The 26,301-nt window shown below is 67.6% G+C and carries 25 protein-coding genes and 2 riboswitches; of the genes, 12 read left to right on the forward strand and 13 right to left on the reverse strand.

What is annotated here, in order from left to right:
* Positions 1–66: 66 nt before the first annotated feature.
* From QF031_RS03765 to QF031_RS03790, 6 genes are read right to left on the reverse strand one after another with little or no spacing between them, the layout of a single operon-like run.
* Positions 67–915: a prenyltransferase gene (locus QF031_RS03765; RefSeq protein ID WP_307424284.1), complete on the reverse strand. Its 849-nt coding sequence runs from the start codon at positions 913–915 to the stop codon at positions 67–69.
* Between the two features lie 11 nt (positions 916–926).
* The gene (locus QF031_RS03770) at positions 927–1,262 is read right to left on the reverse strand and encodes a lycopene cyclase domain-containing protein (RefSeq protein WP_307424287.1); all 336 of its coding nucleotides are present in this window, start codon (positions 1,260–1,262) and stop codon (positions 927–929) included.
* On the reverse strand, positions 1,259–1,558 hold the full coding sequence (locus QF031_RS03775; RefSeq protein ID WP_370874554.1) for a lycopene cyclase domain-containing protein: 300 nt from the start codon (positions 1,556–1,558) through the stop codon (positions 1,259–1,261). Before QF031_RS03775 ends, QF031_RS03770 begins: the two co-directional genes overlap by 4 nt.
* Before the next feature lie 44 nt (positions 1,559–1,602).
* The gene (crtI, locus tag QF031_RS03780; RefSeq protein WP_307424293.1) at positions 1,603–3,240 is read right to left on the reverse strand and encodes a phytoene desaturase family protein; all 1,638 of its coding nucleotides are present in this window, start codon (positions 3,238–3,240) and stop codon (positions 1,603–1,605) included.
* Complete coding sequence (locus QF031_RS03785; protein ID WP_307424296.1) at positions 3,237–4,151, reverse strand: phytoene/squalene synthase family protein; 915 nt, start codon at positions 4,149–4,151, stop codon at positions 3,237–3,239. Before QF031_RS03785 ends, crtI begins: the two co-directional genes overlap by 4 nt.
* Positions 4,148–5,215, reverse strand: coding sequence for a polyprenyl synthetase family protein (locus QF031_RS03790; protein ID WP_307424298.1), 1,068 nt, complete (start codon positions 5,213–5,215; stop codon positions 4,148–4,150). The genes QF031_RS03785 and QF031_RS03790 overlap by 4 nt, the downstream gene beginning before the upstream one ends.
* 23 nt (positions 5,216–5,238) lie before the next feature.
* Here QF031_RS03790 and idi point away from each other — a divergent pair, with 23 nt between their 5' ends.
* On the forward strand, positions 5,239–5,790 hold the full coding sequence (gene idi, locus QF031_RS03795) for an isopentenyl-diphosphate Delta-isomerase (protein ID WP_370874481.1): 552 nt from the start codon (positions 5,239–5,241) through the stop codon (positions 5,788–5,790).
* A gap of 12 nt (positions 5,791–5,802) precedes the next feature.
* Here idi and QF031_RS03800 read toward each other — a convergent pair whose 3' ends face one another.
* Both QF031_RS03800 and QF031_RS03805 read right to left on the reverse strand, forming a co-directional pair.
* Complete coding sequence (locus QF031_RS03800) at positions 5,803–6,564, reverse strand: glycosyltransferase family 2 protein (protein ID WP_307424304.1); 762 nt, start codon at positions 6,562–6,564, stop codon at positions 5,803–5,805.
* A 9-nt stretch (positions 6,565–6,573) separates the two neighbouring features.
* Complete coding sequence (locus QF031_RS03805; protein ID WP_307424306.1) at positions 6,574–6,846, reverse strand: hypothetical protein; 273 nt, start codon at positions 6,844–6,846, stop codon at positions 6,574–6,576.
* Positions 6,847–7,064: 218 nt separating this feature from the next.
* Here QF031_RS03805 and QF031_RS03810 point away from each other — a divergent pair, with 218 nt between their 5' ends.
* The 3 genes from QF031_RS03810 (at position 7,065) to QF031_RS03820 (ending at position 10,308) form a co-directional block, all read left to right on the forward strand.
* The gene (locus QF031_RS03810) at positions 7,065–8,648 is read left to right on the forward strand and encodes an esterase/lipase family protein (RefSeq protein WP_307424308.1); all 1,584 of its coding nucleotides are present in this window, start codon (positions 7,065–7,067) and stop codon (positions 8,646–8,648) included.
* A 42-nt stretch (positions 8,649–8,690) separates the two neighbouring features.
* Positions 8,691–10,016 (forward strand): S8 family serine peptidase, encoded by a 1,326-nt coding sequence (locus QF031_RS03815; protein ID WP_307424311.1) that lies wholly within the window; start codon positions 8,691–8,693, stop codon positions 10,014–10,016.
* A gap of 61 nt (positions 10,017–10,077) precedes the next feature.
* Positions 10,078–10,308: a hypothetical protein gene (locus QF031_RS03820; protein WP_307424315.1), complete on the forward strand. Its 231-nt coding sequence runs from the start codon at positions 10,078–10,080 to the stop codon at positions 10,306–10,308.
* Between the two features lie 4 nt (positions 10,309–10,312).
* Here QF031_RS03820 and QF031_RS03825 read toward each other — a convergent pair whose 3' ends face one another.
* Positions 10,313–12,172 carry a DNA/RNA non-specific endonuclease gene (locus QF031_RS03825; RefSeq protein ID WP_307424318.1) on the reverse strand — a complete coding sequence of 620 codons (1,860 nt, stop codon included), beginning with the start codon at positions 12,170–12,172 and terminating at the stop codon, positions 10,313–10,315.
* A gap of 258 nt (positions 12,173–12,430) precedes the next feature.
* Between QF031_RS03825 and QF031_RS03830 the strand changes: the two genes are divergently transcribed.
* Complete coding sequence (locus tag QF031_RS03830) at positions 12,431–13,363, forward strand: lipid kinase (protein WP_307424320.1); 933 nt, start codon at positions 12,431–12,433, stop codon at positions 13,361–13,363.
* Between the two features lie 402 nt (positions 13,364–13,765).
* On the opposite strand, the gene QF031_RS03835 is transcribed toward QF031_RS03830, so the two are convergent.
* The gene (locus tag QF031_RS03835) at positions 13,766–14,773 is read right to left on the reverse strand and encodes an acetamidase/formamidase family protein (RefSeq protein WP_307424323.1); all 1,008 of its coding nucleotides are present in this window, start codon (positions 14,771–14,773) and stop codon (positions 13,766–13,768) included.
* Positions 14,774–14,775: 2 nt separating this feature from the next.
* Positions 14,776–16,206, reverse strand: a complete 1,431-nt coding sequence (locus QF031_RS03840) for an APC family permease (protein ID WP_307424325.1) — start codon at positions 16,204–16,206, stop codon at positions 14,776–14,778.
* 54 nt (positions 16,207–16,260) lie between these two features.
* Positions 16,261–16,357: riboswitch (glycine riboswitch) on the reverse strand.
* Positions 16,358–16,457: riboswitch (glycine riboswitch) on the reverse strand.
* A 462-nt stretch (positions 16,458–16,919) separates the two neighbouring features.
* Between QF031_RS03840 and QF031_RS03845 the strand changes: the two genes are divergently transcribed.
* The 6 genes from QF031_RS03845 to QF031_RS03870 all read left to right on the forward strand — a co-directional run bounded on the left by QF031_RS03845 (position 16,920) and on the right by QF031_RS03870 (position 22,667).
* Complete coding sequence (locus QF031_RS03845) at positions 16,920–17,171, forward strand: hypothetical protein (RefSeq protein WP_307424327.1); 252 nt, start codon at positions 16,920–16,922, stop codon at positions 17,169–17,171.
* On the forward strand, positions 17,168–17,614 hold the full coding sequence (locus tag QF031_RS03850) for a hypothetical protein (RefSeq protein ID WP_307424329.1): 447 nt from the start codon (positions 17,168–17,170) through the stop codon (positions 17,612–17,614). The genes QF031_RS03845 and QF031_RS03850 overlap by 4 nt, the downstream gene beginning before the upstream one ends.
* Before the next feature lie 8 nt (positions 17,615–17,622).
* On the forward strand, positions 17,623–18,522 hold the full coding sequence (locus QF031_RS03855; protein ID WP_307424332.1) for a diacylglycerol/lipid kinase family protein: 900 nt from the start codon (positions 17,623–17,625) through the stop codon (positions 18,520–18,522).
* A 39-nt stretch (positions 18,523–18,561) separates the two neighbouring features.
* Positions 18,562–19,383: an alpha/beta fold hydrolase gene (locus QF031_RS03860; protein WP_307424335.1), complete on the forward strand. Its 822-nt coding sequence runs from the start codon at positions 18,562–18,564 to the stop codon at positions 19,381–19,383.
* A gap of 119 nt (positions 19,384–19,502) precedes the next feature.
* The gene (locus QF031_RS03865; protein WP_307424338.1) at positions 19,503–20,174 is read left to right on the forward strand and encodes a peptidoglycan-binding protein; all 672 of its coding nucleotides are present in this window, start codon (positions 19,503–19,505) and stop codon (positions 20,172–20,174) included.
* Between the two features lie 6 nt (positions 20,175–20,180).
* Positions 20,181–22,667 carry a hypothetical protein gene (locus tag QF031_RS03870; protein WP_307424341.1) on the forward strand — a complete coding sequence of 829 codons (2,487 nt, stop codon included), beginning with the start codon at positions 20,181–20,183 and terminating at the stop codon, positions 22,665–22,667.
* A 76-nt stretch (positions 22,668–22,743) separates the two neighbouring features.
* Here the strand turns inward: QF031_RS03870 and QF031_RS03875 are convergent, their stop codons facing one another.
* A complete protein-coding gene (locus QF031_RS03875) occupies positions 22,744–23,925 on the reverse strand; it encodes a fumarylacetoacetate hydrolase family protein (protein WP_307424344.1) in 1,182 nt (393 codons plus the stop codon).
* Positions 23,922–25,394: an aldehyde dehydrogenase (NADP(+)) gene (locus tag QF031_RS03880; RefSeq protein WP_307424347.1), complete on the reverse strand. Its 1,473-nt coding sequence runs from the start codon at positions 25,392–25,394 to the stop codon at positions 23,922–23,924. Before QF031_RS03880 ends, QF031_RS03875 begins: the two co-directional genes overlap by 4 nt.
* Before the next feature lie 128 nt (positions 25,395–25,522).
* Here QF031_RS03880 and QF031_RS03885 point away from each other — a divergent pair, with 128 nt between their 5' ends.
* A complete protein-coding gene (locus QF031_RS03885; protein WP_307424350.1) occupies positions 25,523–26,278 on the forward strand; it encodes an IclR family transcriptional regulator in 756 nt (251 codons plus the stop codon).
* Positions 26,279–26,301 lie beyond the last annotated feature (23 nt).

A 26,301-nucleotide genomic window follows, 5' to 3' on the forward strand; every position in this document is an offset into this window, starting at 1 on the left:
GGCATGTGACGCGGGGCCGGTCTGCGCCGGGAAAGTCATATCCGCGTCAGTGGCGGATGGGCGCCCCTACCGCACCGCCGCGTACCAGATCAGCAGCATGGTCACGAAGAACCCGGTGACATAGTTCAGCCACAGGAACCGCTCCCACCCGCGGTGCGCCCGCTCCGAATCCGCGTCGGAAACCGAAGCGAACGGCAGGATGCTCGCTGCATAGGGGAGTGCCAGCAGGGCTGCCAGCGGGCCCGGCCACGGCGTGAACAGCAGCAGCGCGCCGGCCAGCAGGTACGCCGCAACCGCGAAGCGCACCGTGGCCTTGGCCCCGATCACCGTGGCCACAGAGCCGATGCCGCCGGCCCGGTCCGCCACCACGTCCTGCACCGCACCGAAGGCATGGCTGGCCACGCCCCACAGGAAGAACGCCCCCAGCAGCGCCCACAGCGCAGGCGTGAACTGCGCCTGCGCCAGCACCAGCCCGTACACCGCCGGGCTCACGAAGTGTGTGCTGGATGTGGCCGAATCCACGAACGGCCGCTCCTTGAACCGCAGCCCCGGCGCGCTGTACGCCACCACCGCAAAGATGCTGACCGCCAGCACCAGCCAGGACAGCGGACTGCCCAGCAGCACCAGCACCGCCAGGAACGGCAGGTTGGTGCCGATCGCCGCCCGCAGCGTCACGGCATGCATGGTCCGGTCCAGCACCGCACCTTCCACACCGCCCTTGCGCGGGTTCCGGAGGTCCGATTCGTAGTCGAACACGTCATTGATGCCGTACATCGCCAGGTTGTACGGGACCAGGAAGTACAGGGTCCCCACCAGCCAGGCCGCGTCGATCTCCCGCGCCGTGAGCAGGTACGCCGCGGCAAACGGGTACGCCGTGTTCACCCAGGACAGCGGCCGGGAGGACAGCAAAAGCATGCGCAAAGTCTTCACGGCCGCCTCCCCGCCTTTGATGCGCCGGAGGTGCGGCCCAGCAGGATCCACAGCCCCGGCAGCAGCAGCACCGCGGCCACCGGATACGCGAAGTCCTCCAGCGGCGCCAGGCCCACCATCGCGCCGGAAATCATCTCCGGCGCGTACATGAACAGCCCGGCGGCGATCATCAGGTTGTCGAACACCGCCGTCAGGACCAGCACGACGGCGGCCGCCCCGCCCGCCGCCGCCAGCGCCGCCTTCCGCGTGCGGCCCTTGAGTCCAAAAACAGCGGCGGTGCCCACGGCAAGGGCGGCGAGCAGGAACACCGCGTTCAGCGCCCAGTAGCTCATGAGCGTTCCTCCACTTTGTCGGCGTGCGGGAGCCGGGCCGCAAGGAACCGGCGGAACAGCTGGAACAGGTTCATCACCAGGTAGCACAGGAACACCAGGAAGACGGGCTCCTCCAGCGGCAGCTCCGGGGCCAGCTCGACCCCGATCGTCTCGTTGTGACCCCGGAAGAAGATGCCCAGCCCGATTCCCGCCAGGTCCCACGCCAGGAAGAACACCAGCCCCGCCGCGAGCACCACGGCCGCACGGCGCGCATCCTGCCAGAAGAACAAGCGCAGCCGCTGGTCCAGGAGCACCATGCAGCCCAGCGACACCAAAAGGAACGCCAGGTACGCAACCGCCGTCACGCCGTCGTACCCTTTGGGACTGTACCCTCCGCAACGCCCGCCGCACGCAGCGGCACCGGCAGGGGACCGGTGCTGGTATCCCCGCGCAGCCGCTTCACCACCAGCTCGGCGCTGATCAGGCACATGGGAATTCCGATCCCCGGAATGGTGGACGCCCCGGCGTAGTACAGGCCCTCCACCTTCCGGCTGACATTGCCGGCCCGGAAGAACGCACTTTGCTTCAGCGTGTGCGCCGGCCCCAGCGACGTGCCCTTCCACGAGTGGTAGTCCCGCTCGAAGTCCGCGGGGCCGTACAGCCGCCGCACCACGATCCGCTCTGCCAGGTCCGGGATGCCCGCCCACTCGCTGAGCTGCCCGATCACGGCGTCGGCCGCGCGTTCCAGCCGCTCGTCGCCGCTGCCGCCCAGCCCCGGATCCGGCGGGATGGGAACCAGCACGAACACGTTCTCGTGCCCCTCCGGCGCCACATCAGGATCGGTGGCACTCGGCCTGCACACGTACATGGACGCAGGCGACGGGATGAACGTGTCCTTCCCGAAGATCGCCTTGAAGTTCTCTTCCCAGTCCGCCGTGAACAGCAGCGTGTGGTGCTCCAGCTGCGGCAGCACGCCCCGCACGCCCAGGTACAGCAGCAGGGCGCTGGGCCCGGCGGTGCGCCGCTGCCAGTACCGCTCGGGGTAGGTCTGCAGGTTCCGGGGGAGCAGCGCGGTTTCGCTGTGGTGCAGGTCCGCGGCGGAAACCACGACGTCGGCCGGCAGGCTTTCCACGGACCCGCCACCGTTGCGGACGCGGACCCCGCGTACCGCGGCAGGCCGGCGGCGGGAGGTGACGGGCGCCGTCTCGATCTCCAGCACCTCGACGTTGGTCCGGATGGTCCCCCCGGCGTCGCGGGCCTGTTTTTCCAGCGCCTCCACCAGCCGGGCGAAGCCGCCCATGGGGTAGTAGACGCCCACGTCCAGGTCCAGGTGGCTCATCAGGTGGTACATGCTGGGCGCGGTGAACGGCGAGGCGCCCAGGAACACGGCCGGGTACTCCAGGACCTGCTGCAGGCTTGGGTTTTTGACGTACCGGCGGGCATAGCTGTGCAGCGGCTCCAGCAGCAGGCGGGCAAGGCGGGGGAGCCGGGTGAGCACGTCAGCCGTCAGCAGCGGGGCGAAGGACTGGAACGTGGGGTAGAGGAAGCGGCGCTTGGCCATGGTGTAGGTTTCGGCGGCGGAATCGAGGTACTTCTCCAGCCGCGCGCCGGCGCCGGGCTCCAGCCGCTCGAACAGCTGAACCACCCGTTGCCGGCCCGCCGGGACGTCCACGGGTTCGGAGGCTCCCTCGGAGATGAGCCGGTAGCCGGGGTCCAGCTTCACCAGGTCCAGCTGCTCCTCGGCGGAGGTGCCCAGGAGCCGGAAGTAGTGGTCGATCACCTCCGGCATCAGGTACCAGGAGGGCCCGGCGTCGAACCTGAAGCCGTCCTCGCTGAACGTGTACGCCCGGCCGCCCAGGACGTCCTGCTTCTCCACGATGGTGACCTTGTGCCCCTCGGCGGCGAGCAGGGCCGCCGTCGCCAGTCCGCTGATGCCGCCGCCGATGACCACCACCGTCTGCCCGGGCTGGACAGGTTTGCCCTTCCTTGGACCGCTCACTGCGCGGCCACCCTTGCCGTGCGTGGGCGCGCGGGTTCCAGCCCGCGCCTGCCGGTGAGCACGGCGGCAGCAATTTTGAGCTTCACCGGGGTGGGCACGCTGATCCGGGACCTGATCAGGTCCGGCGCCGGGGTGACGCGGATCCGCTCGGCAAGTTCGGCAAAGAGCTCCTGGGCCAGTGCCACCGCCATCCGGCATGACGTGGGCAGGCTGGGCAGCGCCGCGCGGGATTCCTGCAGGTCGTGGTCGATGTCCGCCAGGAGCCGGATCTTGTTCGCCTCGTCGAAGTTGGCGGGGGAGACGCCGGGGAAGTAGCTGCGGCCCAGGGAGGTGAAGTCCTCGGCCAGGTCGCGCAGGAAGTTGATCTTTTGGAAGGCCGCGCCCAGGTGCCGGGCACCGCGCTCCAGCCGGGCCCGTTCCTCTTCACCCACGGGGTGCCGGTGCAGGAAGCATTTCAGGCACATCAGGCCCACCACTTCCGCAGACCCGTACACGTACTCGGCGAAGGATTCCGGGGTGTGTTCCGCCCGTTCCAGGTCCGCCCGCATGGAGGCGAAGAAGGGGCGGGTGAGGTCCGTGCCGATGCCGGTCCGGCGGGCGGTGTCCGCGAACGCGTGGATCACCAGGTTGGTGCTGTAGCCGGTGGCCAGGGCGTGCTCGGTTTCCTGCTCGAACGCGTCCAGCTGCCGCCGGGTTTCCTCGGGTGACAGGCCCGCGGCGGAGGTCACGCCGTCGACAATTTCGTCCGCAACCCGCACCAGCGCGTACACCGAATCCACCTGGGGACGCACGGCGTCGTCGAACAGCCGGGATGCCAGCCCGAAGGAACTCGAATAGGACCGGAGCACCACGCCGGAGGCCTTGAGGGCGGCAGCCGTGTAGTCGGCCAGCGCGTCGCGGTCCCGCTTCATGCGCCCATGCGTTCGGTCACCAGGCGGGACAGGGGGGAGAGGCCGTCCCTGAGGGTTTGCGGCACGAACGGCTGGACCAGGACATCCAGTGCCCGCTCCGTGAGGTCCGCGGCGAGCTTCAGCGTCTTGTCCCGTGCCCCGGACGCCACCAGCAGGTCGCGGATCTCTGCGGCCTCCCTGGCCGTGAGGTCCCGGGACAGCAGCTCCTTGATCCGGATCCATTGCGGCTGTTCCGCGGCGTAGGAGATCAGCGCGGTGCGCTTGCCCTCGCGAAGGTCCCCCCAGCCGGACTTGCCGGTCCTTGATTCGTCGCCGAAGGCACCCACCAGATCGTCAGCCACCTGGTAGGCGGTGCCGATGATGCGGCCGAACTCGCCCAGAGCCTCCACCAGGTCCTGTTCCGCCCCGGCCAGGACCGCGCCGGCGCGCAGCGGGGTGTCGAAGGAGTACACGGCCGTCTTCAGCTTGGACATCTCCAGGACCTGGTCCACGGTCTGCGGCATCGGGTCCAAAGGGGCCAGCACGTCCAGGAGTTCACCGGCCGCGGACGCCATGACGGCCTGGTCCAGCAGGTCGCCCAGCCGCTGCCGCGTGGCAAGGTCCGTCTCCGCTTCGGTAAGGATCCGGTAGGCGTTGGAGAGGGCCAGGTCCCCGGCGATCACGGCGGCGGACATCCCGGTGTGCTCCGCCCTGTCCCGGCTGCTGCCCTGGTCCGCGGCGAGGCTCCGGTAGGTGCCGGCAAGATTGGGAACCCCGCGGCGGGTGAAGTCCCGGTCCACCACGTCGTCGTGCACGATCAGTGCCGTGTGCAGCAGCTCGAAGGACGCGGCCACGGTGGCCGCTGCCGTCCTGTCGCTGCCGCCCAGCAGGGCGTAGACGCTCATGACCAGCCGGGGCCGGAAACGCTTGCCGCCCACCGTGCAGGCCTCGAGGTGCTCCCACAGGGCGAGGTACCGGGGGTGCATGGCGCTGGCCCGCGTCTTGGCGCGGGTAAAGAACCCGTCCAGGACGTCATTGACCAGTTGGCCGTCATCGGTGTGCGCCAGCGTGGTCCCCGTATCCATAGGTAAAGTAAACACGGGCACCCATGGGAGGGCAATTGAAGGCGAATTCAGAGCAGGTGGTCCTGGCCGCCGACGACGGTACACCGGTCGGCGTCGAGGACAAAGCCACCGTGCACTCCTCCTCCACACCCCTGCACCTGGCCTTCTCCGCCCACGTGTTCGATGCCGACGGCCGCATCCTGCTCACCCGCCGCGCCCTGTCCAAGCTGACCTGGCCCGGCGTCTGGACCAATTCCTTCTGCGGACACCCCGCCCCCGGGGAGGACCTCGAGGACGCCGTGCGGCGCCGGGGCGAGTACGAGCTGGGGCTCCGGCTGGAGCAGATTGAGCTGAGGGTGCCCGACTTCCGCTACCGGGCAGTGGATGCGTCCGGTGTGGTGGAAAACGAAATCTGCCCCGTCTTCACCGCACGGGCCGCCTCGGCGCTGGCTCCCCGCGCGGACGAGGTCATGGAATGGCAGTGGACCGATCCGGCGCTGATCACCGCCGCCGTGGCCGCCACGCCGTGGGCCTTCAGCCCGTGGCTGACCCTCCAGCTGCCCCTGCTCTACCCGGACCGCTTCGGCGCGGCGTAGCGGTCCGGGGGCTTACCGCTGCGGTGACGGACGACGGCGCCGCTCCCGCCGTGCTTTCAACGATGCGTCCCAGCGTTCCCACGGCGGCGCTTGCCGCCAGTGGATGCCCAGGGTGTGGAAGGCGCGCTTGAAGCGCAGCCGCGCGTCGGCTCCGCCCGCCAGTGCCCGGGCCGAAATGCCGACCTTCAGCGAACTGTCGTAGGCCGTGCGCCGGGTGGGGTCGAGCGCAAAGCCGAGGTCGACGTCGTCGTGCACGCCCTGGTCCAGGCGGTTCACCCTGCTGCGGGCCTGCTCCCAATCCCGGCGGCGGAAGGCGCAGTTGGAGCCGAAGGGCGGCCAGTGGCCCATCGCCGCAGCCATGAGGAGGAAGTAGGCCTGGATGTAGGCGATCCCGGCCAGCCTGCTGCGGATCCGGCCGGTGCCGTAGAAGACGCCCGGCCCGGTGAGGAGGGCCAGGTCCGGCTCCTGCTGGAAACGCCGGTGGATGCGTTCCAGCCAGTCCGGCGGCGGGACGCTGTCCGCGTCGCACCGGGCAATGACGTCCCCCGTGGCGGCGTCATAACCGGCGGAGGCTGCGGACGCGATCCCAGGCACGTGTTCGTGAAGGACCCGGGCGCCGTATGTGGCAGCGATGGTGGGGGTGTCGTCGCTGGAGTCGTTGTCCACCACGATGATTTCCAGCGGAGCCACGGTCTGGGACTGCAGTGCCTGGAGGCAGCGCTGCAGGAAAGGGCCGTCATCCTTGCACGGGATGACCACGGAGAGGGACGGCATCCCCCGATGCTAGCCGGTTTTCATGGCCAGCAAGGCGTCCAGTTGGACTGTTTGATGCAGGTGAAACGCCTTGTCCGCGTTTGCCTTCGTGCTGGCGAGTGCGGGTATGTCCAGGCTGGCGTGGCATCCCCGGCAACGGATCTCGTGCGTCCAGACCCAGCTGTAGGCGGGGTGCCGTTCCTGTACCTGTTGCATCGCTGTGGTGATTGCTTCCGTGGTGGCCGCAAAGTGCGCTGCGTCCTCATTGCTGAGGCCACTGCCGATTTCGATGTCGATGCTCATCGTGCCTCTTCCGTTGTAACCCGGATGGTGCAGTTGACAGTAGCGGGTGTGGCGGGCGGAAGGAACGAGCCCCGGGTTACGGTTGTGCAACCCTTCCCTCACCTCGGGAAGGGGACGGGCACGACGGCGGCCGCGCGCCGCCGTCGTACGCCTCCTCGGCGTTCGGCCCCCTGTAGGCGGTAACGCGGCCGTAACGGCACCCGTGCTGCACTCTCCCCATGGGAAATGCCCTTCACGACGGCCGTCTGCCGGTGATCTACGTCCGCGGCTTCGCCGGCACCGGCGCCTCCGTCAACAGCGCTGTTGACGACCCCTTCTACGGCTTCAGCCAGGGGTCCGTCCACGTCCGCGCCGACGGCAGCGGACGGGCGAGGTTCCACCAGTTCGAGTCCCCGATGCTGCGCCTGGTGGCAGACCACCAGTACGAGGTGCCGGTCCACGGGGACCAGTGGGCCTTCCTCAACAGCGCCGATCCCAATTCCGTGAACCCGGCCTCGATCTGGATCCACCGCTTTTACGACGACTCAGCGGATACCTTCGACGAGGACCCCGGGAGCTTCAAGTTCGAGGACGCGGCCCAGGACTTGTTCAGCCTGGTCAAACTCGTGCCGGAAAAGACCGGCGCGCCCAAGGTCTTCCTGGTGGCGCATTCCATGGGCGGACTCATCTGCCGCTCGCTCCTGCAGCGCGTCATCCCCGAAAGCCTGCCCCGTGGGGACGGCTCGATCGACCCCGCCGCCGGGGCCAAATATGTTGCCCGGCTGTTCACGTACGCCACCCCGCATGGTGGCATCCGGTTCGCGGTGGGGTTCGGGTTCTTCGAGAAACTCCGGGATGCCACCCGATTCCAGGGGGCGGACATCTTCGGGCCCGACCGGATGTACGAATACCTCACGCCGCCGGCACTCAGGCGGACCCTGACGCGCGAAAACTTCCGGCCCACCGAGATGCCCGATGACGGGTTCCCCTTGGATGAGCTGTTCTGCCTGGTGGGCTCCAACCCCGAAGACTACGACGTCGCCCTGGGCCTGTCCGCCAAAGCAGTGGGCGCCCGCAGCGACGGGCTGGTCCAGATGGATAATGCCGCCGTCAAAGACGCGGTGGTGGCAGTGGTACACCGCAGCCACAGCGGACGCTACGGAATCGTCAACTCCGAAGAGGGCTACCAGAACCTCCAGCGGTTCCTGTTCGGCGATCTCAAAGTCGAGGTGGAACTGGTGGGCTTCACTGTGGGCAAGTCCGACCCGCCGGAGGTGGAGTTCCAACTGGACGTGGGCCTGGCCATCCGGGGGCTGCCGGTCCTGGTCCATGAACAAACTGCCGCCCACTACTGCCCGGTCCAGATCGAGCACTGGAAGGACGCAGACCCCATCGACTCACCGGTCCCGCTGTTGACCACATTCCTTTCCTCCAAGGCACCACGGCCGCTGGTGAACGGAAAAGCGGTGCCGCGGCTGCGCCAGGCCCTGAAGCTCAGGCTCATGTCCGTCAAGGAAAAAGATGGACACTTCTTCTTCGCGGACCACTTGGAACAGACCGAGGACTGGCAGGACACACTGCTGGTGGAAATCGAACCGCCCTCCGCGGACCGGCCCCTGCCCAAGGCCTGGGCCGCGTGGAACAGCACCATCCCCAACGCCCTGCGCAACTGGGGAGCCGGCGACGAGGACCTGCTCAAGGACACCGACCCCACGCCGAACCGCTGGCAGGGATTCATTCCCGTTCCCGAGGTGTCCAGGCACCTTCTCGGCACCAACGCAGGCCTGCGCCTCACCGTCACCCCCAGGCCGCTGGCCCTGTGAAACCACGCACCATCCTTCAACCCGCAGCAAAGGAGACCTGAAATGATCGACCCGAATTCCTTCCCCCCATCCGAAAATTTGCCCGGGCCCGTCCCAGCGGCAGACTATTCGGGGGCCGAGACCACCGGCCGATTCATCGTGGTCTTTGCCCGTGACGCGGCCAGCCCGTCCTCGGTGCTGGAATCGGCGGGCCTGTCCAACGTGGCGGACTCGCGGGACTTCGGGGACCGCGAAGTGGATGTCTCGGAAAGCAGCGGTGCTGATGCCACATACTTCAGCTCCCTGGGCATCGCAGTGGTTTCGGCCGCCCCGGAGCAGATCGGCGCGCTGCAGACTACCGAGGCAGTGGAGAATGCAGTGCTGTCCGTCTCGCCGGAACTGATCCACCATGTCCTCCCGGCCGGTCCCACCGAGTACGTCAGGGGCTACCGCGATGCAGTCCTGGACCTGGACACGCGCCTGAACGGCAACGGCCAGGGGACCGGCGTGGCGGCACCGCCAACGGTGCCGATCTTCCAGGACACCGACCAGTTCACATGGGGGCTGCAGGCCGTCCAGGCCCAATCGTCCCAGTACTCCGGGCGCGGGGTGAAGGTGGCAGTCCTGGACACCGGTTTCGACGCAACGCACCCTGACTTCGCCGGACGCAACATCACCACCCGCTCCTTCGTCCAGGGGGAGGGCCCCGAGGACGGACACGGGCACGGCACGCACTGCATCGGCACCTCCTGCGGCTCCAAGTCCCCGTCCACGGGGCCCCGCTACGGCGTTGCCTACGAGGCCGACATCTTCGCCGGCAAAGTGCTGGGCAACTCCGGTTCCGGCAGCGACGCCGGCATCCTGGCCGGCATCGACTGGGCGTTGTCCAGCGGCTGCCACATCATTTCCATGTCCCTCGGAGCCGACGTGCGGCAAATCCACCCGCCGTACGTCGCAGCAGGCAAGCGGGCACTTGACGCCGGCACGCTGATCATCGCCGCCGCCGGAAACAACGCGCGCCGCCTCCAGGGCAACTTCGGCTTTGTGGGCACCCCGGCCAACAGCCCGTTCATCATGGCGGTGGGCGCCCTGGACCACCAGCTGGACGTTGCCTTCTTCTCCGCGCGCACCCTGCCGGTCCGCGGCGGGCAGGTGGACGTTGCCGGGCCCGGCTGGCAGGTCTACTCGTCCTGGCCCATGCCCACCCGGTACCGGACCATCAGCGGCACCAGCATGGCCACCCCGCACGCCGCCGGCGTTGCCGCCCTCTGGGCGCAGGCCACCGGCTTCCGCGGACGGGAACTCTGGTCCTCGCTGGTCCAGGACTGCGACCGGCTCATCGCACCGTCGCTGGACGTTGGGTCCGGCCTGGTCATCGCCCCGGTGTAGGGACGTAAGACCCGCCGTCTGACAGGAACCGCCTGCTACGCGATGAGGGATAGCCTGAGGAATGGTCAACATCAATGTGACGGTGCACCAGGAGTACCTGTCCGCCATCGCCGACGTCGCGGACGCCCTGCGCGCCCGCGGCATGCAGGTGGAACAGGTCCTGGAAATGGGCTTCATCACCGGCTCCGCGCCGAATGACAGACTCCAGGACCTGAAGAAAGTGAGCGGAGTGCAGTCCGTGGACCAGGAGCTGGGCTACCAGCTCCCGCCCCCGGACGAAGACATCCAGTAGGCACTCACCACTGGATGTCCGACGTACCCTCCAGCGGCCGCCTGTCGCCAACCGCCTCGGGGACGGCAAAGGTGTCCGCCAGCCTCAGTGCCTCCGCGAACTGCAGGCTGGTCCGTTCCTCGATTTCGGTGACGGCAACCTGGAACACGCGGAATTCGTCGAGCTCAAGCGCTTCGAGCTGGTCCAGGTTCTGGGTCAGCAGGAAGGCCCTGGCCTTGAGCTGCCCCTGCTCTACGAACGCGATGATTTTCCAGTACTCGCGCGGCAGGGCAGTACCCCGGTAGAGGCGGTCACCGTCCTGCAGCACCGGGCCGCCGAACACGCTGATCTTCAGGTCTGCAACGTCCACGTCCTCGAACACCGCATCCTCAAGCCGGCCCCATACCCCGTTCTTGCTGCTCTGGTTGAAGTCCTCCAACTGCGGGGTGATGTTGGTGAAGTAGAACGAGTCCTTGTTCGCCCGGCCGGCTTCGTCCGCCGCTCCCCAGACCAGGTCCGCCCGGCGCGCCAGGTGGCCGCGGTCCACCCGGTTGCCGCGGTACAGCTCGTCCCCAACCTGGACGCCTGCGGGGAGCCGGGGGTCCTTGATGAAGCTGATTCCCGTGCGGCTGAGCTTTTGCAGGCTGCCGCCGTCGACATTCCACGCCACCCAGCGGGCAAACCGCCGTGACGTGTTGAGGCAGAGCGAGAAGTGGGTGTACGGGATGATGTCCGAGCCGGCGAAGCGAACCCCGTCTGTGTTCACGGCAGCACCGAGCGTGGGCAGGGCGACAGGCTGGCCGAGGAAGTCACTCAGGAACCCCTGGGGAACAACCTCGGCCGCCTCGGGATCCGCCGGCGGCCGCAGGGTGATTTCCAGCTTTTCGAACACGGACTGAGGCAGGCAGGCCAGCGCATGCTCGTCAGCGCTGTCCCCGGATTCCCCGCCGAAGTGCAGCCCCGCCAGGACGGTGGTGAGTTCACCCGAGGGGGTCTTGAAGATCCAGGCGGACCCCGAGTCCCCGCCGCGGCTGATTTCCCCGTCCACCGGGGGGTTTGCGGGGTCGGGCCCGATTTCGAAGCCGCCGATGGTGTGCATCCCCGCAGAGCCGTAAAAGAGTTTGGCGATGACGTCCACCCGGCGCACCACCCCGTGGGTCACCCCCGTGGTGCGGCCGCTCTTGATCACCTTGTCGCCGATCTCAGGTTCCCCGAGCCGGTCCGGGGTCACGTCCAGGGACTGGATTGCCGTGGTGAAGCCGCGGTCCGCAATGGTTGCCACGGCGCAGTCACCCGCGACGCCCAGGTGCGAGCGCACCAGCCGGCCCAGCCCGTTGGCGTTGATCCGGTTGTCGTCGTGGGGCCCCGGCTGGACCACCACGTCGCCAAGGGCGCCGGTATCGCCGTGCAGCACGTGCCAGTTGCTGAGGACCAGGGGCGTCCCGTCGTGCCGGTCGTACACGATGCAGCCGATGGTTCCGGCGCTGGAGTGGATGTTGCCCACACTGACCCCCGGCCTGATGGGGTCCAGCCGGACCTTGGTGGCTGGGGGCTCCACCTCCGCCACTGCCCGGAACGAGGGGCGGTAGTCCCGTTCGATCACATCAGTGGGAACCGGGACCCCGTCCACCATAATGGTGTCCGGTATGGGGTTGGTGTTGAGGGATTCCAGGGCTTCCGGTGCCACTTTCTGGCCCACGGTGAACTGGAGTGAAATCTCGCCGGTTGGCTTCCCGTCCACCACCTTGTGGCCCACACCAACGGAGGTGATGTTCGGGTCCTCCAGGTAGGTGGCGCCCCTGGTCCTGATGAACTGCCGCAGCGCGGCAAGCATCTGCTCATCATCAGGCGTTGCTTCGGGGACGGGGCTGTCGGTGGTGTTCATGCCGGATCCATTTCCTGGGTGTGGTGCCCATACTGCCTGGCCGCCGGGGCGACCCTTTTAATGCGCCAACGGTGACGTCACGCTCGCGGCCATGGGGGCCGGGACGTTGATGGACAGGCCTGCCACCCTGACCGAATTCCAGGATTGACTCATCACATGGGCCTCACATGCAGGGGAAGCGCAGTACGAGTCGATCACGTGCGCGTTACTGCGCCGTTACCAGCAACCTCCCAGTTCCGTCCGCCTAGGATGGTGGCCATGAAGGCTGCCCGGGATGCTGATTCTGCTGCCGTGATCATCAACGCAGGTGCGCGTTTGGCAGCGGCGGGGCCGGACTTGGCGGTGGGCAGGCTGGAACAGGCCGGGCTGCCGGTTTCCGCCGTGCACCACCTCCGTTCCGGCGCGGAACTGCCGGACACGCTGAAGCGGGTGGTTGCCGAAGGGCACGACCTGGTGGTTGTGGGCGGCGGCGACGGCACCGTGTCCTACGTTGCCGGTCAGCTCGCCGGTACTGGGACTGTACTCGGAGTCCTGCCGCTGGGAACCGCCAACGACCTTGCCCGGACCCTTGAAATACCGAACGGCCTGGACGCTGCGTGTGCTGCGCTCGCCGACGGGAAAGTGGTGGACATCGATCTCGGGCGGGCCAATGGCCAGCCGTTCCTCAATGTCGCTTCAGTTGGTTTGTCGGTCGGCGTGACGGAAAGCCTGAGTCCGCGGCTGAAGCGGCGGCTGGGGCCGCTGGCCTACGGCGTAGCAGCCGTTCGCGCCTATGCCAGGCACAAGCCCTTCCGGGCCCGGCTCGAGTTCCCGGACGGGGACCATCAAACGCTGGAGCTGGATAACATGCTTCAGGTCGCGGTGGGCAACGGCCGGCATTACGGGGGCGGCAACGCGGTCTCGCCCACTGCCGGAATCGACGACCACACACTGGACATCTATGCCATCCCCGGGGCGCCGCTCCGGGAGCACGTGCGGATCGCCCGCCTGCTCAGGGACGGCAGCTTCGTTGAGCGCGACGGCGTGCACCACCTGACCACCCGGCATGTCCGGCTGGTGACCGGGCCGCCGCTGCCGGTGAACCTCGACGGCGAGATTGCCACGGTCACGCCCGCGGACTTCACCATCGAGCGCAACGCCGTGCACGTCGTGGTGCCGCGGGACAGCAACGCGGCGCGGCTGGACGGGTAGCGGGACGTCGTACTTTTCCAAGGAAGTGGGAACCGGCGGCTTTTCGGATCGACGCTGATCCCTTGGCCTCCGCCGCCGGCCCCTGGCCTGTGTGGAAGATGGAAGTGGTTGCCTGGCGGCGCCGCTGCTTAGCGCCGCCAGGCGTCTGAGACCATCGGTTTTATCCGACGTGGGCGCGGGTTGACTGGGTCCCAGTACCCAGGTGCAATAAGGCTGCATTCCCCGTCCCTTGTGCATCACTTTGGACGGGCTCCCTCAAGGACGTGCGCCTGTTTGGTCAAGATTGCCTCAAGGTCACCGCAAAGTTCGGCTTCCCGTGCATGCGGGCCGAGGCCGGAAACGGCAGAAGCGCCGCAGGCCTGGAGGTGGGCCCGCAGCGCTCCTGTTGTTTCGTGAGGTTTTTTAGCGCGAGGTGTAGTCCTGGGCCGCCTTCCGCAGGCGGCTGTGGGCGCCGCCATATGCCTGCGCGCCCTGCAGCGTCCACTTGGGCAGCTTGGCCACCATGGTGTAGTTGGGATCGCAGACGTTGGCCGCCGGTGCCAGGCCCATCTGGCTGACCAGCTGGTAGGAGTCCAGCAGGTCCATCCCGGTCAGGTCCGAGGTCCACGCGATGAGGTCCTTCTGGCTGATCCGGTACGCATCCTCCAGCGGGCGGGTGGACCCGGTGCTCATGATGTACTCGTCGTTCTCAAGGCGCGGCCAGGCGGCGGCACCCTCCTTGATGAGGTCCACCGCGATGACCGAATTCATGGCCGATTCCAGACCGGTTCCGCAGACTTCCCCCTCGCCCTGTCGGGCATGACCGTCGCCGAGCGACAGCATCGCCCCGGCCACGTTGACGGGCAGGTACAGCGTGGTCCCGGCGCGGGCCTCCGGGGTGTCCATGTTCCCGCCGTGCGTGGACGGCGTCATCACCAGGCGTACCTCGCCGCCGGCGGGGGCAACCCCCACCGTGCCGTGCATGGGGTCCAACGGGAGCTGCAGGGCGAACTCAGAGTTGCGTGCCCGGAAGGTTGCCTGCCACTTCTCGAGGTCGATGTCGTAGAACCAGACGCGCTCCTCGAGCGGCTCGTTCAACATTGCCGTCTCGCGGGTTGCGGCCAGCGCGCCAAAGGTCGGGAGCACGCAGGACACGGCGTACTTCCGGGCCGGGACGATGGACACGAAATGGACGGCCAGCATGTCGCCCGGTTCCGCGCCCTGCACCTCGATGGGTCCGGACACCGGGTTCATCTCGTTGAAGGGCACCACCTGGCTGGGCAGCTGGTCCGGGGAGGTGACGCGGCCACCGAAGCAGTCCTCGGTGCTGACCTCCACGATGTCGCCGGGGTGGATGCTGAGCATTGGTTCCCTGCCGCCGAACACGTACGAGTATTCGCCGGGCTGTGGTGCGAGCTTGTGTACCGTCATGGTTAGTTGACCTCCGCAGCTGTCGGTTCGCCGGCCGCCGTCGTCGCCGGTGCTTCCTCCTTACCCATCCGCCCTGTCTTGTACAGGACGATGGCGACGACGATCCCCACCACGAGCCACAGCAGGCCCAGCAGTTGGGCGCCGGTGCGGGCGTTGTAGATCACCGTGGCCAGGATCAGCGCCCCGGCAAGGGGGAACACCAGGTGGACGAACCAGCGGCGGGACTTCAGCTTGAAGACGAACCACCAGATGACCGCGATGTTCAGGACCAGGAAGGCGGTCAGCGCACCGAAGTTCACCAGCGCTGAAATTGCCACCAGCCCGTCCGGCAGGATGGTCAGGTAGATGCCCAGGATCAGCGAGATGACCGCGACGACGAACGTGGCGTTGACCGGGACCTTGTGCTTTGCGCTGATCTTGCTGAGGAAGCGGGGCAGCTGCCGGTCCCGGGCCATGGCGAACAGGAGCCGGGACGTTGCGGCCTGGGCCACCAGGGCGTTGGCGAAGCCCCAGGCGACGGCGGTGGCCGCGGCGGTGAGGACGAACATGAAGGGCCCGCCGGCGTTGGCCGCCGCGTCGTAGAAGGCGGTGCCGCCGGGGTCGCCGTTTTCGAGGATGGCTGCCGGGTCCTCAACGAGCATGGAGGCCACCCAGGTCTGGACCACGAACAGCACACCCACCATGGCAAGCGCGGCGATCATGGACCGTCCCAGTGACTTGCTGCTGCCGCTGTTTTCCTCGGCCAGCGTGGAGATGCCGTCGAAGCCGAGGAACGAGAGCACGGCAATGGACGCCGCGCCGAAGAGCAGCGGGAGCGAGAACGTGCTGGAGTTGAAGAACGCGTCGAAGCTGAAGCCGCGACCCTTGCCCTGGGCCAGCGCCACCAGGCCGACCACCAGGAAGATGGCAAGGACAACGAGCTCCAGGATCAGCATGATCTTGTTGACCCTGGCCGTGAACTGGATGCCCATGTAGTTGATCACGGTGTTCAGCAGGACGAAGGCAACCAGCCAGACCCACACCGGCACGGCGGGGACGATGCCGTTCATGGCAATGCCTGCAGCTAAGTACAGCAGGCAGGGGATGAGGAGGTAGTCCAGCAGGATCATCCAGCCGGCCACGAAGCCCACGGGCCGTCCGATGCCCCGGCCCACATAGGTGTAGACGGAGCCCGACATGGGGAATGCCTGGGCCATCTGCGCGTAGGAATTGGCGGAGAACATCATGGCGAACAGGGCAACGATGTAGGCCAGCGGCGCCATGCCGCCCGAGTCGTGGAAGACGCCGCCGAAGATCGCGAACGGGGCGATGGGGACCATGAAGATCAAGCCATAGATCATCAGGTCGCTGAAGGTGAGTGTCCTTTTCAGTTCCTGGGTGTACCCGAACTGTTCAATGCCGGCGGATTCCGTCCCGGCAGGTGTGGTGGACATAAAGAATCTCCAAGGGGTGGAGGGCGCGGGGGAGCGCCGGATTACGTTGTATTTCCTCCCCGCTCTGTTTTGGGGCCTGAGAGATTCCCGGAACATGTTCCGGTTGCACCGTCGGCGAGCCTTCCACTGGGATGGCTCTTTCCAGAGTTGCCTGACCATGGCGGTGCGGGGCCTGAGAGATTCCTGGGGAGGATTTGCTCCTACGGCGCTGTCCGGCCTGATGGTCCGGAAAGCTCTCCCGCCATGGCTCAAAGGCGGTATTTCGGTTGTGACGTGAGTAACATATCCTATAGGAAATGGTAAGGCAACGTAGGATTCCTGCAGCTGCCGTCGCCCTTCTGCTGTTTCCCGGGGCCCGCAGAGGCGGTGTCCACCAGGCCGCGGCACTGCCTAAGCTTGCTTAGCGCTCCGGGCTGCCGGTAAAGTCCAGAGTGTAGAGAATTTGTTGACATGGTTTCAGTAAAGGGATCAGCGTTTGCATGGCCGCCCTGGCCGCTCGCACCTTTACTCAGGAAAACCTCGCATCTCCACACACCCCAGAGGCCATAAATTTTGATGACGCCCCACGGCCGGGCGTAATCCATTCGTTTTTATCGCCCTGCCGGTCCGTCCCCAGACCGCCGGCAAACCGCCCGGACCACGTGCAAGGTCCGGGCTCAAAGCCGCTGTAGACGACCGGCGCACCTCTGCACCTTGTTTTGAAAAGAGCCATCATGGCGCACTCGCAGTTTGCCCAATTCCTTCACGAAGCCACCTGCCCCGACCACGAGTCCGGACGCACCCTCGACGACGACTCCCTGTACGGCCTCTACACCAGCTGGTGCAGCCTGTCCCAGCAGGAGCCCCAGCCCGAGCACCTCTTCTGGGACGCCATGAGCCAGCGCGTCCGCCCCGGCCAAAGCCTGCGAATGACAGGGCCGGCAGCCGCCGATTACATCCTGTGCAGCTACAGGGCCCTGGTGTGACCTTTCCCGTCACCCCTGCCTCCAACAGTTATTTCCCCAGGCACGCCCTCCAGCCCCGGGGGAAACACCCCTGGTGCCCCGACTGCGACACCGACTTCCACCTGATCGTTGACTCGCAGGCCGTCCTGAATTTCCGCAGCTCAACCATTGCCGTGGCCGTCCACTGCTCCAAATGCCGGCGCTCCAAGGTGCTGGAAACCACGGCAGAACACGTAGCAGCCCTTCCCTCCCAAACCTTCCGTCCCTGTGACATCCCAAGGAGTACCCCGCACATGAAGACCAACAACTGCACCAGCACCGCCCCCGCTTCCGTCCACGGGCCTGCCGCCGCGCACGATCGCGTTGCCGCCGTCGAACACCTTGACCTCACGCCCGCCGGCCTGGCTGATGCCCCGGCCCAGCAGCAGGACCCGGACAGCCTGGTCCACACCGGCAACAGCTAGGAGCCGCCATGAGTGCACAGCAAAAGTTCCGCTCCATCTGCATCATCTTCAACCCCAACAGCACCGGTGACGCCCCCGCGCTCGCCGAGCAGCTCCGGGCCAGCCTCACCGAACTGCTGCCCTATGCGGCGGAGATCAGGCTCCAGCCCACCAGCCACGCGGGGCACGCCACCCAGCTGGCCCGCGAAGCCGCCGCAGACGGCGGGGACGTACTGGTGGTCTCGGTCAGCGGGGACGGAGGCTACAACGAGGTGGTGAACGGTGTCATGCAGGCCGGAAACCCTGATGCCGTCTGCGCAGTGATGGCTGCGGGCAACGCCAATGACCACCGGCGCGCCACGGGCACGGTACCGCTTGAGCAGGCCATCGCCGCCGGTGACGTCCGGCGCATGGACCTCCTCCGCATCACCACAGGGCAGCCCGGCGACGCCCCTGACGAGTACGCCCACTCCTACATCGGCTTCGGCCTGACCCCGGTCATGGCCATCGGCCTGGAAAAGGGCAGCAAGGGCGCGCTGAAGGAAACCTTCTCCGTGGTCCGCACCTTCTCCAAATTCAAGCCCTTTGAAATCCTGCCCACCGGGGGCAAGCGGCAGAAATTCGACAGCCTGGTGTTTGCCAACATCGCCCAGATGGCCAAGTACGCCACCCTGAGCGAAGCGGACGACAAGCTGGCGGACGGCAAGTTCGAAGTGGTGATTTTCCCCCATAGGTCCAAGCTGCGGATCCTGCTGACCGCGCTGCGGGCAGCCACCAAGGGGCTGGGGGACCAGCCCAGCGTCAGCAGCTACGGATTCACCACCCTCAAGCCCATCCCGTACCAGATCGACGGTGAAGTGAGGTCGGTCGATGCCGACACGCTGGTCACCGTCCATAGCGCACCTGCCGCGCTGGCCACTTTAGGGTAGTGAATCGCTCGCAGTATTTTGAATTGAAAGGGACCAACGGTGCACGCCGCAACCGAGCAAACACCTGACGCTGAACCCGGCTGGCGCCGGCTGCGCCTGCCCGGAAGGGGTCCCCGCCCCACGCCCCGGATCGTCACCACGGGGGGACTGACCTCCCACGTCCATTTCCTGGCGGGCCCGGCGGCTTCCACCGGCACGATCTTTGTGCTGTTGCACGGCATCGGAATGTCCCACCGTTATTACCGGCGCCTGCAGCTTCTGCTGGCCCGCCACGGCGATACGTTGGCCGTGGACCTCCCCGGATTCGGCGGCACGCCCACTCCGGACCGCCAACTGTCCGTGGCCGACTATGCGGCCCATGCGGCCCATGTCCTGGAAAAGATGGGGGCCCGCCGCGTCGTGGTGGTGGGGCAATCCATGGGGACGCAGTTCGCCACCGAGCTCGCAGTCCAGCGGCCGGACCTGGTTTCCCATGTGGCGCTCCTGGGCCCAGTGGTGGACCCGTCCCGCCGGACTGTCCTCCACCAGTCCCTGTCCCTGAGTGTGGACTGCCTGAAGGAGAGCCCGCTGGCGAATGCGGTGGTGTTCACCGACTACGCCCGCTCCGGGTTGCGCTGGTACCTCACCGAGCTGCCCGTCATGATGGGCTACGACCTGGACGCACAGCTGGCCCTGATAAGCCAGCCGGTCACTGTGATCCGCGGCGCCCGGGATCCCATCGCGCCGCGGGACTGGTGCGAGAAACTGGCCGCCACTGCGCCCAACGGAACCTTTTTGGAGATTCCCGGCAAGCCGCACCTCGTCCAGCACGGCGGGGCGGCAGGCGTCGCGGCTGAAATCCTTCGACTGGCCGGGTCGTAGCACGGAGCGGCACGCCCCTGCGCAAAACTGCTAACCATGCTTACTATTGTCTGGCGCGGGCTGCCCGCTGGGGGCAGAGCACCCGCGCGGCACCGGAGGTCTCAAGCATGGACAACGAAATGCGTCCCCTCACAGACGAAGAACTGATGTCGGAGCAGGCTACAGCCCTGCCGGACAAGGAAGTGGCATCCGTCCTGGACCTGAACGCGGACCTGGACCTGGGTATAAACGCCGCAGCACCCATCGACCTTGCCGTCGCCGCCAATGCCAACGTGGCAGCGCCCATCGATGCTGCAGCCTCGGCGAACATCCTCTCCTACGGCTCGGACGCGCAGGCCCTGTCCAGCCAGGACGCGGCGATCGACCAGGGCATCACGGCCGACGCCAACGCCGATTCCACCCAGGACAGCGTGATCGGCCAGGCGGACGGCACCACTGACGCGGGAACCACAGACACGGGAACCGCTGACACCGGGACCACTGATGGATCCCTCGGGGCCACCGCCCCCACCGGCACCGGCGGGTTGACCGATGCAGCCGGCGCTTTGAACGGCAACCTGCTGAACGTCGACGTGAACCTGGACGCCGACGCCGCCATCGCCGCCCCCATCAACGGAGCGGTGGCTGCCAACGCCAACGTTGCCGCCCCCATCGATGCGGCCGTTGCCGCGAACATCGGCTCCATCGACAGCCAGGCGTACGCCATCTCGGACCAGAGCGCCACCATCTCGCAGCACATCGACGGCGAGGCCAATGCCACCGCCGGCCAGCAGTCCGACCTGCAGCAGTAAGCAAAGATGACCCAAACCCACGGCGGGCCGCCTCCCGAGGCGGGCCCGCCGTCGTCACGCCTTACTTTTGCGCAGGATCCGCCGGGCGGAACCACCACGGCGGGCCCCCACCTTCCGGCCCGGGCCAACGGCGTCCAGCTGCTCGGCACGGCGGAGGGGTCCGGCTACCGCGAACCACCGGCCCTGGTGCGCCGGGCCGACGGCCAGACCCTGCAGCTGACCAGCCTCCTGTACCTGGTGCTCGAGGCCGCGGACGGGACGCGCGACCTCGAGGCCATCGCCCGGCAGGTGTCCGAAGGATCCGGCCGGCTGGTGTCTGCCGACAACGTCCGCACCCTGATGGACAAGCAACTGCTGCCCATGGGCGTGCTCCGGCTCGCCGACGGCACCCAGCCCGAGGTCAAAAAATCCAACCCGCTGCTGGGCCTGCGGTTCCGCTACATCGTGTCCGACCCCGAACGCACCCGCAGGATCACCGCGCCGTTCGCCGTGCTGTTCAATCCGCTGATCGTGGTGGCCGTGACGGCCGCGTTCCTGGCGGCCTGCTGGTGGGTGCTCATGGTCAAGGGACTTGGCTCGGCCACGCACGAGGCCTTCGCCCAGCCTGCCCTCCTGCTGCTGATCCTCGCCGTCACCATCCTGTCCGCCGGCTTCCACGAGTTCGGCCACGCCGCCGCCACCCGCAGGGGCGGTGCCACGCCCGGGGCCATGGGCGCGGGACTGTACCTGTTGTGGCCGGCGTTCTTCACGGACGTCACCGACTCCTATCGGCTGGGCCGCGGCGGCAGGATCCGCACCGATCTGGGCGGGTTGTACTTCAACGCGATCGTGGCGGTGGCCATCATGGGGCTGTGGTGGGCCACCGGCTTTGACGCGCTCCTGCTGGTAGTGGTCACGCAGATCCTGCAGATGGTGCGCCAGCTCATCCCGCTGGTGAAGTACGACGGCTACCACATCCTGGCCGACGCCACCGGTGTCCCGGACCTGTTCCAGCGGATCAAGCCCACCCTCCTGGGGATCCTTCCGTGGCGGTGGGGGAACCCGGACAGCAGGGCGCTCAAGCCGTGGGCGCGGGCCGTGGTCACCGTCTGGGTCCTGGTGACCGTGCCGGTGTTGCTGTTCAGCATGGTGATGATGGTGCTGTCCCTGCCGCGGCTGCTGGCCACCGGCTGGGCCAGTGCAGGCAAGCAGCAGGAAGCGCTCGCCGCGAGCCTGGCCACCGGGGATATCGCCGGCGCGGCAGTGCGTGCACTGGCGATTGTTGTGGTGGCCGTGCCACTGCTGGGCGTTCTCTACATCGTGGTCCGGCTGCTGCGGCAGCTGGTCACAGGGCTGTGGCGAAAGACATCCGGCAAGGCGGTGCAGCGGACCGTTGCCATGGCCGGCGTGGCCGCCGTGCTGGCCGGGCTCGCCTGGGCCTGGTGGCCCGACGGCGGGACGTACCGGCCGGTGCAGTCGTACGAACGCGGGACGCTGGGGGATGCGACGCGCGCGATCCTTCCCGCCCGTGACGGCGGGGCGCTGCGGGAGGGCGCCTCCGGACGGACTGTTGCGTTGTGGCCCGCGGGCACCGCCAGGCCGACGCGGGACAACCCGCAGCTGAGCATCGTGCTGGTGCCGGCCGGCCGCACTGCTTCCGGGGCTTCCACCGGGGGCGCGGCTGCTCCGGGCACTGGCGGTCCTGCTGCTGCGGCGCCGTCCTGGGTGTTCCCGTTCGACCGGCCCGCCGCGCCCGAGGCCGACGGAAACCAGGCGCTGGCCGTGAACACCACGGACGGGTCCGTCCAATACAGTGTGGCGTTCGCCCTGGTGTGGGCCGAGGACGGGGATGACGTCACCACCACCAACGAGGCCTACGCGTTTGCCAACTGCAGTGGCTGCGCCGCGGTGGCCGTGGGATTCCAGGTTGTGCTGGTGGTGGGACAGGCGGATGTGATTGTGCCGCAGAACCTGTCGGCCGCGGCGAACTACAACTGCCTGGACTGCCTGGCCTACGCCCTGGCCAGCCAGCTGGTCCTGACGCTCGACGGGCCGCTGGACGCGGCCAGCAGGCAGCAGCTCGAGGCGTTGTGGGCCCAGATCGCCGAATATGGCCGGCACCTCCAGGACGTGCCGCTCTCCGAGATCCGGGCCACGCTCAACGGGTACAAGGAGCAGATCACGGCGATTGTGAAGGGAAGTTCGGTCAGCACCGATTCCTCCGCGCCCGCAGCGTCCACTGCTTCGGCGGGCCCAACCGCCGGCCCCAGCGCGGAGTCCACTCCCGGTCCCGCGTCCTCGCTCAGTGGCCCCGGACCCACGGAACCGGCCGGGGCACCTGCGGAAACGGTCGCTCCCGGCCCGGCCGCGACTGGGATGGCCACCGCACCTGCCGGACAGTACGTGGAAGGCGGGCAGCCGACGTCGTCCGTTGACTATGCCACGCCCGCGCCCACTGCCGGCTCCGGGACGGGGGAGACGCCCGCGCCGGTTCCCACGTCAAGCGCGGGCTGACCACGGCCGCGGTGCTTCCCCGAAAGCAAAGCGAAGGCAAGGTCCAGGCACCTGGACCCTGCCTTCGCTTTTTGTCCTAGCCGTGGTGGGCCGGGACGTGCACGTTCCGCGACAGGTATGCCATGAGGTCGCGGATCCCGAAGCTCCACGGCGGGAGCTCCTCCGTGGTGCCGGTGGTGTTGACCAGTGCTCCCAGCTGGGCGCTGCGGATGGTGACCCGGTCTCCCTCCTTGTGGGTGAAGCCCAGGCCCGGCTCGTCCCGGTCCTGGCTGGGCGCGAAGAGCGTGCCGGTGAACAGGGCGAAGCCGTCCGGGTACTGGTGGTGCTTGCCGAAGGCTGCGCCCACCAGTTCCTCGAAGGGCCTGCTGATCCGGGAGAGGCTGTTCTGCCCGTCAAGCCGGTAACCGTCGGTTCCCTCCACTGTCAGCGTGATGTCCTCGCTCCGCAGCGACTCGATGCTGAACCCATCGGTGAAGAGGCGCACGAACGGGCCGATGGAACTGGACGCGTTGTTGTCCTTAGCCATCCCCAGGAGGAGGGCGCTGCGGCCTTCCACATCGCGCAGGTTCACGTCGTTGCCCAGGGTGGCGCCGCGTACCCGTCCTGTGGAGTCAACCACCAGGACGAGTTCCGGTTCCGGGTTGTTCCAGTGCGAGAACTTGGGGAGGCCGATCCGGGCACCAAAGCCGACGCTGGAAAGGACCGGGGCCTTGGTGAACACCTCGGGGTCCGGGCCCAGCCCCACCTCCAGGTACTGGGACCACATCCCCTTGGCCGTAAACACCTTTTTGACCTGCCGGGCCTGCTCTGAACCGGGCCGCACCCCGGCGAGGTCTGACCCAAGAACGGCGAGCACGGATTCACGAACAGCCGCGGCCTTCTGGAAGTCCCCGCCGCACCGTTCCTCGATGACGCGCTCGATCATGCTGTCAACGAACGTCACCCCGCAGGCCTTGATGACCTGCAGGTCCACCGGGGCCAGGAGGTGGGCGCGTTCGCGGTCCTGCTTCAAGGAGGCATCGATCAGTGCCGCAAGGTCCCACCTGGGCTCGCCACGGGTTGAGGTGATCAGCCCCGCCGGGTCGTCCAGGTCCAGAAGCTCCGAGACGGTCTGGACGTCAGCGGTATGGTCGAAGACCTCCTGCCCCCGGACGGAGACCACCCGCGGTCCACCGGACTCCGGGTCCCAGACACGCCCCACAAGAAGGGCCTTGTCCGCGCCATCGGGCAGGATCTGGTCTGGGCTAACTGTTGTCATCGTGCTTCTGCTTTCTGTCCGGCAGGTTCGTGGATTCCGTCCACGCGCCGTGTGATGTTCCAGGGGTTGTCGTCGCGCAGTGCAGGCGGAAGCTGCTCCGGGGCGAAGGAGTCGTACGCCACGGGGCGCATGAACCTTCCAATGGCAGCCGTGCCCACCGACGTGGTGGAGGGGGTGGTGGTTGCGGGGTAGGGTCCTCCGTGCTGCTGGGCGTAGGTGACGCTGACCCCCGTGGGCCAGGCATTCCAGACCAGGCGGCCGCTCCGTTCGCGCAGCACCGTCAGCAGGTCATCGAGCTTCTCCTCCGGCTCACCCTGGACGGTGGCCGTCAACTGGCCCTCCAGCAAGGCTGCCAGTTTGGCGAGGTCCGTTCCGGGGCGGTAGCGGATCAGGAGGGTGGCGGGGCCGAACATCTCCTGCTCCAGCAGCTCCGGCTGGGCCAGCACTGCCTCCGCGGTGGTGGCCAGCACGGTAGGACGGGGTGCTTCGGAGTCATCGCCCCGCACCAGCACGTCCACGCCGTCGGCGGACCGTACTTTCTCCAGCGCGGCGTCGAAACCCTCGCGCAGCTTCGGGCTAAGCAGCGGTGCCAGGCTCTTGGATTCGAGCTCATGCTGAAGAAGCTGCGCCACGCCGTCGGAATCCTCCACCGGGGCAAACAGCAGCCCGGGCTTGGTGCAGAACTGGCCCATTCCTGCCGTGAAGGAGGCGGCGTACCCCGAAAGGATGGCGTCCCGCCGCCGGGCCCAGGCCTGCTCGGTGACGAACACGGGGTTGATGCTGCCCAGCTCCCCGTAAAAGGGGATTGGCGTGGGGCGGCGGCATGCCCGGTCAAACAGTGCCCGGCCGCCGGCTGTGGAGCCCGTGAACCCGATCGCCTTGGTCAAGGGGTGGTCCACCAGCGCCTCGGCTGCCTGCCGGCCGACCACCGCGGAAAACAGTCCCTGTGGCGCGCCGGCGCCAGCAAGGGCTTCCTCGACGATGGCTGCGGTCCGCAGTGCCAGCTGCAGGTGTCCTTCATGGATCTTGTGGACCACCGCGCAGCCCGCGGCCAGGGCGGAGGCGGTGTCCCCGCCCATCACGCTGAAGGCAAAGGGGAAGTTGGAGGCGCCGAAGACGCCTACGACGCCGAGGGGCACGTTGACTTTCCGGAGGTCCGGCCGGGGGCCCATGCCCCAGTCCGGGTCGGCGTGGTCAATGACCGCGTCCAGGTGCTCCCCGGCAAGAAGTTCGCTGCAGAAGAGGCGCAGCTGGAAGACGGAGCGCTTCAGTTCGAAGCGCAGCCGGCCCTCGTCCAGGTGGGTTTCCCCGGCTCCGAGGCGCACGAGTTCGTCCGCGTTTGCCTCCAAGGCAGAGGCGATGGCCTCCAGCCAGGACCCGCGGACATCCGGTTCCACGTCCCGGGCCTCCTCGTACGCTGCGTGTGCGGCGACGATCTGGTTTTCGACCTGCTGTGGGGTTGTTTGCATGTGGTTTCCTCCTGGATTCAACTGTTGTTCCTGGTGGCGTACTTTGTCGAACAATGTGCGATATTTCGAACGGTGCGAGTAGACTGGAACGCGCATGATGCCCCGGTACGCCCGTGAAAGGACACCCAGTGCCCCGCTTGACCCCCGCCGTCGTGAGGAGCCTTGACGTACTGGAGCTTTTCATGGATGCCCGCCACGGCCTCTCCGCCCCCGAAGTGGTGCAACGAACCGGCCTTCCGCGGACCACCGTCCACGAACTGCTCACCACCCTGACGGAGCGCAAATACCTCCGCCGGGACGATGCCACTGCCACCTACCATCTGGGGCTGAGCGTCTTCCGGCTGGGCAACGCGTTCGCCGAACGGCTGGACCTGCACGCCGTCGGGCTGCGCATCGCCCAGTCCGTGGGCAGGGAGTGCGACGAGACCGTGAATGTGGGAATCCTCGACGGCGCGGACGTGGTGTACGTCTGCAAGGTGGACAGCACCCAGTCCGTGCGCATGGTCTCGCGCATGGGCGGCCGGCTTCCGGCGAGCTGCACCGCCGTGGGCAAGGCCCTTCTGGCGTACCTGCCGGACGCCGAACGCAAGCGCATCTTCGCAAAGGGCCTTGCCAAACTGACCCCCAAAAGCATCACTGAACCCCACGCACTCGCCAACGTCCTGGACGAGATCCGTGCCTCCGGGCTGGCCTTCGAGTCCGGGGAGTCCACCCCGGACGTTTCCTGCGTGGCTGCGCCGGTCCGGGATCACACCGGCGCAGTGGTGGCCGCCCTGAGCATCTCCGTTCCGGACATGCGCTGGAACCAGCGCCCGGTGGAGGAATGGTCGGCGCTGGCGGCCGACGGCGCTGCCCGCTTGAGTGCCGAGCTCGGCTACCGCTGACGGCCGGGGGAGCGGGGCCCACC

The organism is Pseudarthrobacter defluvii, from assembly GCF_030816725.1.
Lineage (GTDB): Bacteria > Actinomycetota > Actinomycetes > Actinomycetales > Micrococcaceae > Arthrobacter > Arthrobacter defluvii_A.